Source organism: Azospirillum sp. UENF 112521 (assembly GCF_058780665.1).
In genome coordinates, this window is record NZ_JBSNCI010000009.1 from 172484 (window position 1) to 188207 (window position 15724).

At 68.4% G+C, this 15724-nt stretch carries 15 protein-coding genes; 7 read left to right on the forward strand and 8 right to left on the reverse strand.

The genetic code is table 11. From position 1 onward, the window contains the following. Window positions 1–75 precede the first annotated feature (75 nt). From ACWPN8_RS32380 to ACWPN8_RS32390, 3 genes are all read left to right on the forward strand, one after another. Window positions 76–963 (forward strand): LysR substrate-binding domain-containing protein, encoded by an 888-nt coding sequence (locus ACWPN8_RS32380; protein WP_492243771.1) that lies wholly within the window; start codon window positions 76–78, stop codon window positions 961–963. A 108-nt stretch (window positions 964–1071) separates the two neighbouring features. Then, window positions 1072–2322, forward strand: coding sequence for an MFS transporter (locus ACWPN8_RS32385; RefSeq protein WP_492243772.1), 1251 nt, complete (start codon window positions 1072–1074; stop codon window positions 2320–2322). A gap of 36 nt (window positions 2323–2358) precedes the next feature. Continuing rightward, window positions 2359–3312 (forward strand): aldo/keto reductase, encoded by a 954-nt coding sequence (locus ACWPN8_RS32390; protein WP_492243773.1) that lies wholly within the window; start codon window positions 2359–2361, stop codon window positions 3310–3312. Window positions 3313–3334: 22 nt separating this feature from the next. On the opposite strand, the gene ACWPN8_RS32395 is transcribed toward ACWPN8_RS32390, so the two are convergent. Both ACWPN8_RS32395 and ACWPN8_RS32400 read right to left on the reverse strand, forming a co-directional pair. After that, window positions 3335–4714: a chloride channel protein gene (locus tag ACWPN8_RS32395; RefSeq protein ID WP_492243774.1), complete on the reverse strand. Its 1380-nt coding sequence runs from the start codon at window positions 4712–4714 to the stop codon at window positions 3335–3337. Between the two features lie 150 nt (window positions 4715–4864). Next, window positions 4865–5059, reverse strand: a complete 195-nt coding sequence (locus tag ACWPN8_RS32400; RefSeq protein WP_109449296.1) for a hypothetical protein — start codon at window positions 5057–5059, stop codon at window positions 4865–4867. A gap of 522 nt (window positions 5060–5581) precedes the next feature. Here ACWPN8_RS32400 and ACWPN8_RS32405 point away from each other — a divergent pair. Then, a protein-coding gene (locus ACWPN8_RS32405) for an IS5 family transposase (RefSeq protein ID WP_492241372.1) occupies window positions 5582–6339 on the forward strand; the annotation gives its coding sequence in 2 pieces (ribosomal slippage) (window positions 5582–5906 and window positions 5906–6339; 759 coding nt in all). Window positions 6340–6402: 63 nt separating this feature from the next. On the opposite strand, the gene ACWPN8_RS32410 is transcribed toward ACWPN8_RS32405, so the two are convergent. Continuing rightward, entirely contained in the window at window positions 6403–8667 is a 2265-nt protein-coding gene (locus ACWPN8_RS32410; protein ID WP_492243775.1) for a carbohydrate-binding domain-containing protein, read from the reverse strand. Window positions 8668–9094: 427 nt separating this feature from the next. On the opposite strand from ACWPN8_RS32410, the gene ACWPN8_RS32415 reads away from it, so the two are divergent. Together ACWPN8_RS32415 and ACWPN8_RS32420 are read left to right on the forward strand one after the other, a co-directional pair. Further along, window positions 9095–9580, forward strand: coding sequence for an acyl-CoA thioesterase (locus ACWPN8_RS32415; RefSeq protein ID WP_247873143.1), 486 nt, complete (start codon window positions 9095–9097; stop codon window positions 9578–9580). 162 nt (window positions 9581–9742) lie between these two features. Continuing rightward, window positions 9743–10171 (forward strand): Lrp/AsnC family transcriptional regulator, encoded by a 429-nt coding sequence (locus tag ACWPN8_RS32420; protein ID WP_247873144.1) that lies wholly within the window; start codon window positions 9743–9745, stop codon window positions 10169–10171. Window positions 10172–10213: 42 nt separating this feature from the next. Here the strand turns inward: ACWPN8_RS32420 and pyk are convergent, their stop codons facing one another. The 5 genes from pyk to ACWPN8_RS32445 form a co-directional block, all read right to left on the reverse strand. Continuing rightward, window positions 10214–11638: a pyruvate kinase gene (gene pyk / locus ACWPN8_RS32425; protein ID WP_109449300.1), complete on the reverse strand. Its 1425-nt coding sequence runs from the start codon at window positions 11636–11638 to the stop codon at window positions 10214–10216. 253 nt (window positions 11639–11891) lie between these two features. Continuing rightward, a complete protein-coding gene (locus ACWPN8_RS32430; protein WP_109449302.1) occupies window positions 11892–12083 on the reverse strand; it encodes a hypothetical protein in 192 nt (63 codons plus the stop codon). A gap of 80 nt (window positions 12084–12163) precedes the next feature. Beyond that, window positions 12164–13087, reverse strand: coding sequence for a hypothetical protein (locus tag ACWPN8_RS32435; protein ID WP_492243776.1), 924 nt, complete (start codon window positions 13085–13087; stop codon window positions 12164–12166). Window positions 13088–13332: 245 nt separating this feature from the next. After that, window positions 13333–13707: a hypothetical protein gene (locus ACWPN8_RS32440; protein ID WP_492243777.1), complete on the reverse strand. Its 375-nt coding sequence runs from the start codon at window positions 13705–13707 to the stop codon at window positions 13333–13335. A 67-nt stretch (window positions 13708–13774) separates the two neighbouring features. Further along, window positions 13775–14701: a MurR/RpiR family transcriptional regulator gene (locus tag ACWPN8_RS32445; protein ID WP_492243778.1), complete on the reverse strand. Its 927-nt coding sequence runs from the start codon at window positions 14699–14701 to the stop codon at window positions 13775–13777. Window positions 14702–14910: 209 nt separating this feature from the next. On the opposite strand from ACWPN8_RS32445, the gene ACWPN8_RS32450 reads away from it, so the two are divergent. Then, a complete protein-coding gene (locus ACWPN8_RS32450; protein ID WP_492243779.1) occupies window positions 14911–15714 on the forward strand; it encodes a transporter substrate-binding domain-containing protein in 804 nt (267 codons plus the stop codon). Window positions 15715–15724 lie beyond the last annotated feature (10 nt).

A 15724-nucleotide genomic window follows, 5' to 3' on the forward strand; every position in this document is an offset into this window, starting at 1 on the left:
CCGCAAACGGCATTGTTCGATGCTCAGCCCCAGGAAAAGTTGGGGTGGGATCGGAGTGACCTTGGGGATGGACGCATGCGCCGCCTGCCCTCGCTGAACGGGCTGCGCGCCTTCGAGGCGGCGGCCCGCCATCGCAGCTTCACCGCGGCGGCGGCGGAGCTGCATGTCTCGCAGGCGGCGGTCAGCCGGATGGTGAAGCTGCTGGAGGACCGTCTGGGCTTCGCCCTGTTCGACCGCCGGGCCAACGCGCTGGAGCTGACCGAGCGCGGCCGGGCGTTGCAGCCGGCGCTGACCGAGGCGTTCGACGGCATCGCCCGGCGGGTCGAGCAGGTGGCGGCGATGCGGGCCGGGCCGGTGCTGACGGTGGGGATGGGGGCGACGGTGGCGGTGCGCTGGCTGATCCCGCGCCTGTCGGGCTTCCATCTTGCCCATCCGGAGATCGAGGTGCGGATCGCCACCGGCGGGGCGGGGGCGCCGATGAACGACGACTGGACCTGCGCCGTCCTGCTCGGCGACGGCCAGTGGCCCGGCTATGAGGCGGAGCGGCTGTTCTCCTCCAGCCTGGAGCCGGTCTGCGCGCCGCGGCTGGCGGCGGCGTTGTGCGGGCCGGCGGATCTGGCCGGCGCCACGCTGCTGCACGTCTCCCATTGGGGGGAGGACTGGCCGCGCTGGCTGGAGGCCGCCGGGGTGGCGGATCCGATGCCGGCCTCGGGAACGCGGGGGCTGTCCTTCGGCAGCTATGCCATGACCTTGCAGGCGGCCATCGACGGCGTCGGGGTGGCGCTGGCGCCGCGGCTCTACAGCGCGGACGACATCGCCGCCGGGCGCCTCGCGGCACCCTTCGCGCTGGCGGTGCCGATGGTCCATTCCTGGTATCTGGTCTATCGCGCCTCGCGCCGCGAGGATGGCGGCTTCGGCGCCTTCCGCGACTGGCTCTACCGGCTGCGCGCGGAGATCGAATGAGGCCGCGCATGGCCGGGCGGCGCAATTGAGCGATGCGCCGGCCGCGGGTGCCGACATAGGCTGTGCGCTGTTCTGTCACAGTTTCGACCAGACCAGTTTCGACCAGCCATGACCGCACAGGACCGCGCGATGCCGCCCACCGCCGCCCCACATCCTGCTCCCTTGCCCGCTGAAGACTCCGCCCACCCTGCCCTCTCCCGCTCGCTCGTCCTGCTGATGGCGCTGGCCTGCGGCGTGGTGGTCGCCAACATCTATTATGCCCAGCCGCTGGTCGGGCTGATCGGCCCGGCGGTCGGGCTGTCGCCGGAGACCGCCAGCCTCGTCGTCACCCTGACCCAGGTCGGCTATGGCGCCGGGCTGATCCTGCTGGTGCCGCTGGGCGATCTGCTGGAGAACCGCCGGCTGGTGGTGGTCACCCTGTGCAGCACGGTGGCGGCCCTGCTGGTGGCGGCCGTCGCCCCCACCGCGTCCCTGTTCCTGGCGGCGTCCTTCCTGATCGGCGTCACCTCGGTCGCCGTGCAGATGCTGGTGCCGCTGGCCGCCCACATGGCGCCGGAGGCCTCGCGCGGGCAGGTGGTCGGCAATGTGATGAGCGGGCTGCTGCTCGGCATCCTGCTGGCCCGCCCGGTGTCGAGCCTGATCGCCGACAGCCTGGGCTGGCGGGCGGTGTTCGGCCTGTCGGCGGTGGTGATGGTCGGCTTCGCCGTGCTGATGCGGCGGGTGCTGCCGCAGCGGCGGCCGACGGGCCGGTCGAGCTATGGCGCGCTGCTCGGCTCGCTGGGGCGGCTGCTGGTGCGCACACCGGTGCTGCAACGGCGGACCGTCTACCAGACCATGATGTTCGCCGCCTTCAGCCTCTATTGGACCTCGGTGCCGCTGCTGCTGGCGGGGGCGCCCTTCCATCTCAGCCAGCGCGGCATCGCGCTGTTCGCCCTGTCGGGGGCGGCGGGTGCCTTGGTGGCGCCGATCGCCGGGCGGATCGCCGACCGCGGCTGGACCCGGCCGGCCACCGGCTTCGCGCTGGCGATGGCGGCGCTGTCCTTCTTCGTGGCGCGTGCGGGAGAGGGGTCGATTGCGCTGCTGGTGCTGGCCGGGCTGCTGCTCGACATGGGCGTGCAGATGAACATGGTGCTGGGGCAGCGCGCCATCTATTCGCTGGGGGCGGAGACTCGCAGCCGGATGAACGCCATCTATATGGCGATCTTCTTCCTGGGCGGGGCCGCCGGCTCGGCGCTGGCCGGCTATGCCTTCGCCGTCGGCGGCTGGGAACCGGTGACCTGGATCGGCTTCGCCTTTCCCGCCATCGGCCTGCTGTTCTACCTGACCGAATTCCGAGGGGCGGCCCACCGCCTGACCTGAAATCGCCTGACCGTGATCTTCAAAGGAGACGATGCAATGGATCAACGCCAGCTTGGCCGTAGCGGCCTGACGGTGTCCCCGCTCTGCTTCGGCGGCAACGTGTTCGGCTGGACCGCCGACGAGGCGACCTCCTTCCGGCTGCTCGACGCCTTCGTCGAGGCCGGCTTCAATTTCGTCGACACCGCCGACGTCTATTCGGCCTGGGCCCCCGGCAACCGGGGCGGCGAGTCCGAGACCATCATCGGCAACTGGATGAAGAGCCGCGGCAACCGCGACCGCATCGTGCTGGCGACCAAGGTCGGGTCGGAGATGGGGCCGGGGAAGAAGGGGCTGTCGCCCGCCTGGATCCGGACGGCGGTGGAGGACTCGTTGAAGCGGCTCCAGACCGACCGGATCGACCTCTACCAGTCGCACTGGGACGATCCCGAAACCCCGTTCGAGGACACGCTCGGCGCCTACAAGGAGCTGATCGACCAGGGCAAGGTCCGGGCCATCGGCGCCTCCAACCTGACCGCACCCCGCCTGCGCGAGGCGCTGGAGGTCAGCGCCCGCACCGGCCTGCCCCGCTACGAGACGCTCCAGCCGGAATACAACCTCTACAGCCGCGAGGGCTACGAGGCGGAGCTGGAGGGGATTTGCCGGGAGAACGGGCTGGGCGTCATCAACTACTATTCGCTGGCCGCCGGCTTCCTGACCGGCAAGTACCGCTCGGCAGACGATGTGGGCAAGAGTGCGCGCGGCAACGGGGTGGTGTCGAAATACCTGAACGAGCGCGGCCGGGCGATCCTGGCGGCGCTGGACGAGGTCGCCGGCCGGCATGGGGCGACGCCGTCACAGGTGGCGATTGCCTGGCTGATCGCGCGGCCCGGCCTGACCGCCCCCATCGCCAGCGCGTCGAAGCCGGAGCAGATGGGCGACCTGATCGCCGCCGCCCGGCTGCGGCTGGAGGCCGACGACATCGCGCAGCTGGACCGGGCCAGCGCTTATTGAGGGCGCTTATCGAGGCGTCAGGTCACGGCGACGGGATCGCCGCCGCCTTGGGCGGGGCCGGCTTGCCGGCCTCGTCGGTGCGCAGCACCGCCAGGAAGGCGTCCGCCATCGCGTGGTAGACCGAGTGCGGGCAGACCAGCCGGGACAGGGTGGTGGCGAGTGCGGCGCTCAGCATCAGCGGCAGCAGCATGTCGGGCGACGCGCTCATCTCCGTGACGATGACGACGGCGGTGAGCGGCGCCTGCACCACGCCGGCGAAATAGGAGACCATCGACAGCAGCACCACCGCCTCCAGCGAGCTGTCCGGCAGCAGCCCGCCGATGATGGAGCCGATGCCCGCCCCCACCGACAGCGACGGCGAGAAGATGCCGCCGGGGATGCCGCAGATGCCCGACAGGGCGGTCGCCAGCAGCTTGGCCGGGGCGTAGTACCAGGGCAGCGTCTCCACCCCGTCGAGCACGGCGCGGGCCTGCTCGTAGCCGGTGCCGAAGGTCAGTCCGCCGGTGACGGTGCCGATGACCGCCAGGGCGAGGCCGCAGCCGAGTGCGACGTACACCGGGTGGCGGCCAATCCGTCCGCCCACCCCGCAGCGGATCCAGCGCGACAGCCACAGCAGCAGGCTGCTGAAGCCGCCGCCGGCCAGCCCGCCGACGAGGCCGGTCGCCAGCACCGCCTTCCAGTCCTGCCAGCTGGCCGAGGCGGCGGTGTGGCCGAAATAGGCGTAGTTGCCGAGCAATGCCACGGCGACCAGGCCGGCCGCCACCACCGCCACCAGCACGAGGCCGCTGGTCCGCCGCTCGAAGCTGCGGGCCATCTCCTCGATGGCGAAGACGATGCCGGCCAGCGGCGTGTTGAAGGCGGCGGCGACGCCGGCCGCCCCGCCGGCCAGGATCAGACCGGGTTCCCGCCCCAGCCCGGCGAGGGAGCCGGCCATCAGCATGATCGAGGCGCCGACCTGCACCGTCGGCCCCTCGCGCCCGATGGAGGCGCCGCAGGCCAGCCCGACCAGGGTCAGCAGGATCTTGCCCACGGCGATGCGCGGCGACAGCAGCCGGCGCTTGGCCGCCGGATCCTGGACATGGCGGGCGGCGATGGCCTGGGGAATGCCGCTGCCCTGCGATCCCGGCACCACCCGCAGCGCCACCCAGGCCGAGAAGGCCAGACCCAGCGGGGTCAGCAGGAAGGGCAGCCAGGGCGATGCCGCCTCCGCCAGCCGGAACAGCTGCTGGGCGTAATCGGCGGCGCGGGCGAACAGCACGGCGACCAGACCGACCACGCCGGCACCGGACCAGAACAGCAGGCGCCGACGCCAGTTCCTGGGCGACATCCAGACATGGCGGGGGCGGCGCAGCCCCTGGGGAAGCCGGGGGGGCAGCCGATGTGGCAGACGGTTGGAAGGCATTGGACGGGCCGGAAGCGGGGGAACAGACGGGTGAAACGGCGGAACGCCGAATTTAGGTCCGTCCTTCTCCGCAGAACCAGCGGCAGTCATGCAGATCTGGGGTCACGCTCCGGGGTCAGCTGGGTCCGGGGGCACGCGTGAGGATCGGGGTCAGCGGCGGACGACGGTGACCGGCTGGGACCTCGAAGCGGAGCGGTTGCCGCGCGAGGCGATGGCGGCGCCTTGCAGGGTCTGCTGGCTGCGGCGCTTCTGCGCCTGCTCGACCTCGCGGCGGAAGTTGGGGCCGAGAGCCTCGTAGGCGGCCTTCAGCTCCGGGTCGTTCATCCAGATTTCGCGGCGATCCATGGTTTCCTCTTATATTGGCCGGCTGCCGGCCGAATGCCGGGCAGATCTGAGGCATGCCGCTCCTGAAGACGCTGTGCAGAAACGGCGTCGCGGGCGGGTCATCCGGCGTATTTATCAGGATGACGCCCGCGTTCCTTTTCTGAAGGCTGGGGCGGCATGACGACTGACAGGTTGGGGCGGTGAGTCTCTACTTCAAGATACGCCCGGTGTCGGATCGGGCGACTTTTCGAAAGCCATAACGCCCTGTCAGACCCAAGGTTCCAGCCGGTGTCTTATCGGCCGCAGGTGATAGGACCGGGGGGAGAGAATTTCGCTTGTGAGGCGGGTTCCCCCTCTCCCCCGGGGAGAGGGTCGGGGTGAGGGGGATGCACAAGGTGGATTCGGTGGGGAATCGGGGACTGCGCGGTTCTTGAAAATCCTCGCCACGCGTCCCCCTCACCCTAGGCCCAATCGACATTCATGGTTCCCATCGGGACTGAGTTGTGATTCATGGGTTTCCGCTATTTTGAGGCGGAGCTGTCGATGGGGATCAAACGCTACGAACTGACGGATTCCCAATGGGCACGGATTTCAGGATTGCTGCCCGGCAAGGTTGGCGATCCCGGCCGCTCGGGTGGCGATAATCGTCTGTTCGTCAATGGCTGCCTGTGGGTTCTCCGTTCCGGCGCCCACTGGTGCGATCTGCCTGAACGATATGGCAAGTGGAAGACGGTCCACCGCCGTTTCAGCCGCTGGTGCCACGCCGGGGTCTGGGAGCGGGTGTTCGAGGCGCTGACTGCCGACCGGGATAACCAGTACCTGATGATCGATAGCACGATCGTGCGTGCGCATCAGCAGGCGGCGAGCGGAAAAGGGGGGCCAAGGATCAGGCGCTGGGGCGTTCCCGAGGAGGATTGACCACCAAGATCCACATGCTGGCCGATGCGCTCGGCCGACCTCTGCGCTTGATTGTCACCGCCGGACAGGTCGGCGACATCACTCAGGCCGAAGCCTTGTTGGAAGGGCAGTCCGGCGCCGCTGTCCTCGCCGACAAAGCCTATGACAGCAATGCCTTGCGGGAGACGATTGCCGCCATGAATGCCAAAGCCGTCATCCCCTCCAACCGCTCTCGCAAGCTCATCATTCCTCATGATGCCGAAGCCTACAGACATCGAAACCGCATCGAGCGATGTTTCAACCGCCTCAAGCACTTCAGGCGATTCGCCACTCGCTACGACCGCAGGAAAATACACTTCAATGGCTTTCTCAGCCTCGCAAGCATCTCAATTTGGCTGAGGTGATTGTCGATCCGACCTAACCCTCTCCCCGGGGGGGAGAGGGGGATATTGTGGTGGGGAGCAGGATCAGGCGTGCAACAGGCCGATGTCGCTGTAGGCGATGTGGTCGAAGCCAAGGCCGTAGACCGGCGAGTTCGAGGCCAGGCTGAAATCGTCGGCACCCGGATTGACGAAGGCCGGGTTCAGGATCACCGAGCCCTTGTCGTAGCCGGCGGCCTGCCAGTTCGCCAGCGTGCCCCAGGCGCCGCTCGACATCACCTGCGGCCAGGCGTCGAACTCCTTCTCGGCGGTGTTCAGGCTGCTGTAGAAGTTGTTGTGGAGATTGCCGACATTGGCCGGGCCGTAGATGTGGACGGCCGTGCCCTCGCGCACGTCGATGACGTTGCCCGAGATGTCGTTGCTGGTCATCGTGTGGCCCTTCCAGCCGCTCCAGGCGACATCCTGCTGGAGGCCGATCTGGGCGCCGCTGTTGCCGGCGATCACGTTCTCGGTGACCGTGTTGTTCCAGCCGCCATGCAGGAAGACGCCGCCGATGTTGTCGTGGACGACGTTGCCCTTCACCGTGGTGCCGCTGGTCCAGTCGTCGAGATAGATGCCCCAGCTCGCCACCTGGCTCGACGGGTTGGTCGCGGTGGTGCCGGACACGTCGTTGTTGATGACGGTGTGGTTGGCCAGATCCTGCTGGCGGTTGATCAGGTAGATGCCGCCGCCGTCGTTGGACTCGAGGTTGGCGTTGATCACCTTGTTGTAGGAGATGGTCACGCGGTAGGCGGCGTCGCTGCCGTCCGTCTGGACCGAGCCGACGGCGATGGCCTTCTCCGGCGAATTCTCGATCTGGTTGTGGGTGACCTTGACGTCGGAGCTGCCGTTGATCCAGATGCCGGCGTCGCCGCGGTCGGCGGCGTTCGGATGGCGGATCAGATTGTCGGAGACCAGCGTGGCGTTGGAGCCGGCCTTGACGAAGATCGACTCCGCACCGGTGTTGTCGAACTGGTTGCCGGTGACCTTGCTGTTGGCGCTGTTCTGCACCGTGATGCCGTAGCCGCCGCCCTTGACCACGTTGTTGGAGAAGGTCAGGCCGGACGCGTTGTCGGCGTAGACGTAATGGCCGCTGACGACGCCGTCGGCGAAGTTGAGCCCCTCGATGGTGACGTTCTTGGCGCCGCCGAGGCCGAAGGACACGCTGGCGTTGGAGCCGCCGTGGATCACCGCCTTCTCGCTGCCGTAGCCGGCGAAGGTCACGCCGCTGTCGCGGCTGTCCAGCCACAGGCCGCTCTGGTGATAGTCGCCGCCGCGGATGTAGGTGGTGTCGATGTTGGGGTCGGCGCGCATCGCCGCCTGCGCCTTGGCGAGGCTGGCGAAAGGACCGTCGGTGCCGTCGGCGTTGGGCGCCGCCAGCTTGCCCGACCAGCTGTCCTTGCCGTTGGTGGCGACGTAGAAGGCCGGGCCGGTCGGGGTTGGGTTGGTCGGGGTGGTGGGAGTCGTCGGCGTGGTGGGGGTGGTCGGGGTCGTCGTGCTGCCGGCCGGGAAATCGGAGGCCGGGGCGTTCACCACCAGCGTGCCGTTCCACCACATGCCCTTCTGGCCGGCCACCACGTCCTTGCCGTCGAGCGCGCCCTTGTCATAGGTGACGGCGCTGTCGGTCGCGGCGTATTTGTGGCCGTTGATCGAGATGCTGTTGACGGTCAGGCTGCGGTCCTGGCCGTTGATCACCGCATCGTTGTCGTACTGGATCTGCACCTTGTGCGCGACGCGGTCGGCGACGTCGGTGGTGAAGCTGAAATCCTTGGCGGCGGTGCCGGCGGTGCCCTCGCCGATCTGCTTGCCGTCGACCAGCACCTTGAAATGGGCGTTGACGCCGCCCGCCGGGGTGCCGGAGGCGTTCACCACGATGGTGTCCTTGGCCGTCGTGCCCGCGGCCGGCGTCGCCGTGACGGCGGTGGGGAAATAGCTCTTGTCGGCGTTGACGACCAGCGTGCCGTTCCACCACAGGTTCGACTGGCCGGCGACGACGTCCTTGCCGTCCAGCGCGCCCTTGTCGTAGCTGACGATGCCGGCGGTCGGCGCGATCGTCTTGCCGCCGATCGAGATGCTGTTGACGGTCAGGCTGCGGTCCTGGCCGTTGATGACGGCGTCGTTGTCGTACTTGATCTGCACCTTGTGCGCGACGTCGCTGGTCAGCACCGGCGTGAAGACGAAATCCTTCGCCGTCGTGCCGGCGGTGCCTTCACCCACCTTCTGGCCGTCGACCAGCAGGGTGAAATGGGCATTCACGCCGCCTGCGGCCTTGCCCAGGGCGTTCACGACGATCTTGGTAGCGGAAGTGGCCATCGGTTCGGTGTCCTCGCCTGATGTGCCCGCCAGCCTTGACCGCCTCTTGGGGCGGCTGGCTTTCGGGGCCTGATGTCCGTTTTGGGCCTGAACCCGGATGCGGGACGCAGGATGGCGGGGTGTTGCGGGATCTTTGTGTGATGTTTGCCCTAAAAAGAGCGGAATCCGCGACAAATTGCGGACATCCGGACCGAGAGCCGGTTGCGGCCGTTGTCGTGATTGCAGTGCAGCATTTCCGCAACAGCGCTGGGTACGAAACTTGCGGATTTCCCTTATTGATGAAGGAAGCCGTTGAACGAAAGGTGCTTTTCCCGGATTGTTTGGAATAGCTACAACTGTTTGCCGCCGGAACGAGACGCGGCGACCGCGAGGCACCGGGCATCCCCATATGTCAGGCGACCGGAGCGGAACAAGGATTGACCGAGAGATGCCTGAGTACAGCGAGCGGACGCGCCGTGCCGAAGACCACGCCAGCCACCGGCCCCTGCCGGCGGGCTGTTTCCGGGTGCAGCGGCCCATTCGCTTCTCCCACTGCGACCCGGCCGGCATCGTCTATTTCCCGGTCTATTTCGACATGTTCAACGGGGCAGTGGAGGACTGGTTCACCCAGGGGCTGGACATCGACTATGCGACGATGATCCTGCAGCGCCGGCTGGGCCTGCCCATCGTGCATGCCGAATGCGACTTCGTCATTCCCAGCCGGATGGGCGACACGCTGACGCTGGGCGTCCTGTTGGAACGGCTGGGCCGCAGCTCCCTCCAGCTGCGCATCAACGGCGAGCATGAGGGGCAGGTCCGGCTGTCGGGCAGCCTGACCGTGGTCACCACCTCGCTGGACGATTTCGCCGCCGTGCCGATCCCGGACGACATCCGGGAGGCGATGAAGCGCTATCAGGCGGGCTGCGAGGGGTAAGGGGGGCTGGGCCTATTCCCCCTCTCCCCCCTGGGGAGAGGGCCGGGGTGAGGGGGACGCACTGCGTGGCTATCCCGAGAATCCTCGCTATGCTCCCCCCTCACCCTAACCCTCTCCCCGGGGGGGAGAGGGGATTGTGCGTGCCTTCCCCCGTGACGGACCATGATGGACGATTTCGACCGGCGGCTGATCGATCTGTTGACGGTGAATGCCCGCACCAGCACGGCGGCGCTCGGGCGGGCGCTGGGGCTGTCGCGCTCGACCGTGCAGGACCGCATCGCCCGGCTGGAGCGGCAGGGCGTGATTTCCGGCTATACCGTGAAGCTGGGCGATCCGGCGCCGCGGCGCGGCGTGTCGGCGCTGGTGATGATCAGCGTGAACGCCCGGCTGGCCGACCGCGCCGTGCATGCCCTGCGCAAGATGCCGGAGGTCCTCCGGCTGCACAGCATCAGCGGGCAATACGATTTGTGCGCCACCGTCGGCACCGAAACCCATGACGCGATGGACGCCGCACTGGACGCCATCGGCCGCCTGCCGGGGGTCGAGCGGACGATGTCGTCCATCGTGCTGTCGACGAAGATGGAACGGTAAAAGCCGGCGGAGCGGCGGGGGTGCCGCCGCTCCGCTTCGGCCTTACGCCTTGCCGTCCATGTGGATGACGCGCAGGTTGTTGGTGGTGCCGGCCTGGGCGAAGGGGATGCCGGCGACGACCACCAGGGTGCCGGTCTTGCCGGCCAGTTCCTCCGAGCGCCCGATGGCGATGGCGCGGTCGACCATCTCCTCGTAGGTGCGGATGTCGTCGGACAGCACGCTGTGGGCGCCCCACAGCAGGCAGAGCCGGCGCGACACCGCCGTGTCGGGGGTGATCGCCAGGATCGGCACCTCCGGCCGCTTGCGGGCGATGCGCGCCGCGGTGGTGCCGCTGGAGGTGAAGGCGACGATGGCCGAGGAATGCAGGGTGTCGGCCAGATCGGCGGCGGCGGCGGCCACCGCGTGGGGCGGCGTGTGCTCCTCGCCCGGATGGGTCGCCTGGATCAGCGAGCGGTAGAGCTTGTGCTGCTCGGTGGAGCGGATGATGCGGTCCATCATCGTCACCGCCTCGACCGGATACTGGCCCGACGCCGATTCGGCCGACAGCATCACCGCGTCGGCGCCGTCATAGATGGCGGTCGCCACGTCCGACGCCTCGGCCCGTGTCGGGGTCGGGGCGGAGACCATCGAATCGAGCATCTGGGTGGCGACGATCACCGGCTTCACCGCGAGGCGGCAGGCGCGCACCAGCTCCTTCTGGCGGCCGGGCACGTCCTCGTGCGGGATTTCGACGCCGAGGTCGCCGCGCGCCACCATCACCGCGTCGGACAGGCGGATGATGTCGTCGATCTTCTCCAGCGCCTGCGGCTTCTCGATCTTCGCCATGATGCCGGCGCGGTCGCCGATCAGGCCGCGGCCTTCCAGGATGTCGCCCGGCTTCTGCACGAAGGACATGGCGACCCAGTCGACGCCCAGCTCCAGCCCGAAGGCGAGGTCGGCGCGGTCCTTGGCCGTCAGCGGCGACAGGTCCAGGATGGTGCCCGGCAGGTTGACGCCCTTGCGGTTGGAGATGGTGCCGCCGACGACGACCTTCGCCTCGATCCAGTCGTCGCCCAGTTCGGTCACCTCGACGCGGACGCGGCCGTCGTCGATCAGCAGATGGTGGCCCGGCATGATGGCGGCGAAGATTTCCGGGTGCGGCAGCGGGATGGAGCGCTTGTCGCCGTCGGTCCCCTGGAGCACGAAGCGGATCTGCTCGCCGGTGGTGACGGCGATCTTGCCGTCGCGGATGGTGCCGACGCGGATCTTCGGACCCTGGAGATCCTGAAGGATGCCGATGGGGCGGCCGACCTCGGCCTCCAGCTCGCGGATGGCGCGGTGGACCTTGGCGTGGTCGTCGTGGGTGCCATGGCTGAAGTTCAGCCGGAAGGTGTCGACACCGGCGAGGAACAGGGTCTTCAGCATCTCGGGCGAGTTGCTGGCCGGTCCGACGGTGGCGACGATCTTGGCGCGGCGATGACGGCGCATATGGTTCCGGCCGCGGGGGCCGTCCTCTTTTGGCTGGGCCGTCCGGTGCGCCGCCGGGGCGGCCACCATGAGAGGACGGCGGGGTGACTGGTCAGCGGCACGAACGGCGGCGACGGGCAACCCCTTCGGGAAGCCCGTCGGCCGTTCGCGTGCCATACCAGGGTGTCGCGATTGGCGCCGGAAAGCAAGGCGGCAGGCAGGGGATGGGGGATGAAACGGCGGGCGGCCGCCGCCCTGCGGCACCGCAGCGCGGTCAGCCGCGCGCCCTGGCCAGCAGCCACCGCATCGCCGCATCGGCCGGATGGGTCAGGGCGAAGAGAAGCGCCGAGCGGACGATGTGCAGCGCCGACGGCGAAGTGCCGGGCCTGACCCGGATGTCCGCCTCCAGCAGGCCGACGATGCCGACGAGCAGATAGGCGCAAGTGCAGAACCACAGGAACGACATGAGGCCTCCAGTCGGAGAGGTCATGCCATTCCCGTGGTTAAGGATGCTCTAACGCCGGCTTTGCCGGCCGTTACCGAAGATCAGTCGGCGACGACGAGGCGGTCGCGCCGCGGGGTGCCGATGCGGCCGCCGATCGCGGCGGCCAGCGCGCCGAGCAGCAGGGCGACGGTGCCCCAGATGCCGGCGGCGGACAGGGTGTTGCTGGTCGCCTTGGCGGCGTTGGTCGCCGTCTCGGCCGCCTGCTGCTTGGCCGACCCGAACTGCTGCTCAAGCTGCTGGAGACGCTGGCGGGCCTGATCCTCGGGAATGCCGGCCTGCTGGGCGACGATGGAGACCGCCTGCTGGCGCGCCTGGTCGGCCTCGGGACCGCCGGCGGCCATCTTGGTCAGGGCGCTGAGCAGCTGCGTGCGGGCGTCCTCGCCGCTGCGCTGCTGGTCGGCCGGGCGCATCAGATCCTCGGCCTGCCGGCGCAGATCCTCGGCCGACACACCGGAGGCGCGGGCGACCTCGGGGACCGCCTGCTTCACCGTCTGGGCGACGCCCGAGGTGGCGCTGCCCAGCGCGTTGAACGCGCCGCCGGTGATGCTGCCCAGCGTGGTGGTGACGAGATAGGCGCTGATCAGCAGCGCGAAGGCCCAGGTCAGCAGGCCGTGGATCAGCCCGTCGCCGCGGGTCGGCACCCCGGCGAGCCGGGCCGCGACATAGCCGCCGACGCCGAGCGCCAGCATATAGCTGACCGTCCACCACAGCCCGGCGCTGATCCCGAAGGAACTGGCCTGCGGCAGAGCGTCGCGCCCGGCGCCGGGGTCGATGGCCGTCATGCCGATGCCCAGCCCGAGCATGCTGAGCAGCAGCTGGATCGCCAGGGCCAGGACGACGCCGGCAAAGACGCCGGCCCAGGAGACGCGGCGGTGGACGCCCGGCCTCACCTCCACATCGGTGGCAAGGACCGTGCGGCGTGGTCCCGTTTCGGGCGATGAGTAGGCACCGTGCTGTGTGATCATGCTCAAGGTCCTTAAAGCCTGGAGGGGACGCAAAAGACTGGAGCCGCCGATGTCCGGGATCGCAAATGACCAATCCCGGACTGTGGATATCGGATACTCTTCACGCCTTGAACATCATGCCGGCAGCAAAGGTTCCTCGCGAAAACAGCAGGTTCCGCAGGGTTGGAAAGTCGACGAGAAACCGGAATCCTTTTGGGAGTACAATGACGAAGCAGGTCGAATAATGATCATTCCTTCAACGGAAATTATATTTCGGCATTCTTTCCTGTGCTGGGCGCTTTGCGCAGCCAGCCGAAGGACAGGACCAGCCGCTCGCCGACCCCCTCGGTCACGCGGTGCGGATGGAGGTCCGGGCGGAAATACTTGATGCGGGGCCGGTCGACGATCGCCTCGTCGCACAGGAACAGGCCGCCCGACGCCGGCTGGCGCAGGATGATGTTGACGCGGTGGTGCTCGAAGCCGTCGGGTGCCGGGTCGACATGCTCGTCCAGGCCGCTGGTCGTCGGATAGCGCAGCAGATAGCAGTCGAAGCGCAGCCGGGCCGAACGGGCCAGCAGCATCTTGAAATAGTCCCTGCCGCCATTCTCCTGGCGGCCGCGGTCCCACCGCAACCAAGCCATCGCCCTGCTCCCGACCGTGAAACGCGTCTCCGGTGGATGCTATCCGACCGCAGCCGGGGCAACAGACTCACAATTCGCCAAGCCGGTCATGCAGATCCTCGATGGCGCGGATGCGGGCGCGGCCGGCCTCGCCGGTCAGCGGGATCAGCTCGGCGGCGAGCGCGTGGATCACCGCCAGGGCGGCGACATGGGTGTCGAGGGCGGCGAGGCTGCGCGTCTCGCAGCGGAAGGTCAGCGGCGGCGGCGGGGCCTCCAGGGCTGAATGGCTGTCGGCGATCAGGATGGTGGGGATGCCGCGCTCCCCCGCGATGCGCAGCAGGCGGACGATGGCCGGCGGACGGCGGCGGATGCCGACCAGGAACAGCAGGTCGCCCGGATTGAGATCGCCGGGCTCCAGATCGGCCAGCGTCTCCGCCATCGTCTCGCCGGTTGCCGCCAGCTGGTGGACCTCGCCGCGGACCTGGATGAACTGCCAGCGGGCATAGCCGGCCAGGAAGGCGCTGTTGCGGGCGCCGCAGACCCAGATGCGCCGGGCGTCGGCGAGCGCGCGGGCCGCCCGCGCCAGCATCGCCGGGTCGGTCTGGCGGGCGGTGGCGGCGAGCGCCTCTGCGCTGCGCCGGAAATGCGCGTCGAGCGGCGCCGGATCGCCGTCGGAGACCGCCGACGATGCGGAGGCCGGGCCGCCGGGCGGCAGCAGGAACAGCGGCGAGCCCCAGTCGCCGCCGCGCCGGGCGGCCAGACGCGCCGCCTCGAAGCCGGCATAGCCGAGCCGGCGGACCAGACGCGACACCGTCATCTTCGACACGCCGGCCCGGCCGGCCAGCTCGGTCGCCGAATAGCCCGACAGCTCGCCCGGACAGGCGAGGATCACATCGGCGAGCTGTCGCTCCATAGGGCTGAGGTCGCCATAGCGGTCGCGGATGCGGGCGGTCAGCGACGGTTCGCCTGCCTCCGGACCATCCGGGGCCTGTGCGGCGTGAATTGCCTGTTTCATGGGCTGATCGCCTCTGGGCTTCGGCATTTGCACAAAAAATGGATTCCGGGGCTGCAACCAAAGCGGTGTTACATTTGTAACGTCTCCTTGCGTTGGCGGGATAAGCGTAACATTCCCGCGCCTTTGCGGCACACCTGAATGCGTAGGACGAAAGTGGCACATGGTTTGAAAAGGAGGGTCATCGTCTTTCGGTTCGGAGATCAGGTGCCATGCGGTTCGCGAAGATTCTGGGTGCTCTCGGCCTTGCCACGGCGGTTCTGGCCGGCGGTCTTGCCCCGACCCATGCAAAAGCCGACGCGCTTGAGCGCATCGCCAAGGAAAAGGTGCTGCGCGTCGCCGTCCCGCAGGACTTCCCGCCCTTCGGCTCGGTCGGCACCGACCTGAAGCCGGTCGGCTACGACATCGACGCCGCCACCCTGATCGCCAAGGAGATGGGCGCCAAGGTGGAGCTGGTGCCGGTGACCAGCACCAACCGCATCCCCTACCTGACCACCGGCAAGGTCGATCTGGTGATCTCCAGCCTGGGCAAGAATGCGGAGCGCGAGAAGGTCATCGACTTCTCCACCGCCTACGCCCCCTTCTACAACGGCGTCTTCGGCCCCGACGACATCAAGGCCGAGAAGGTCGAGGATCTGGACGGCAAGACCGTCGGCGTCACCCGCGGCTCGGTCGAGGACATCGAGCTGTCGAAGATCGTGTCGGACAAGGTGACCGTCCGCCGTTACGAGGACAACAACGGCACCATCTCCGCCTTCCTGTCGGGGCAGGTGCAGCTGGTCGCCACCGGCAACGTGGTCGCCGCCGCCATCTTCGAGCGCAACCCGCCGCGCCAGCCGATCCTGAAGTTCCTGGTCAAGAATTCCCCCTGCTTCGTCGGGCTGAACAAGAACGAGGGGCCGCTGCTGGAGAAGGTCAACGCCATCATCGCCAAGGCGAAGGACGACGGCTCGCTGAACGACATCGCCAAGAAGTGGCTGCACGCGCCGCTGCCGAAGGATTCTGTGATCGCCTGACCCTTCCACC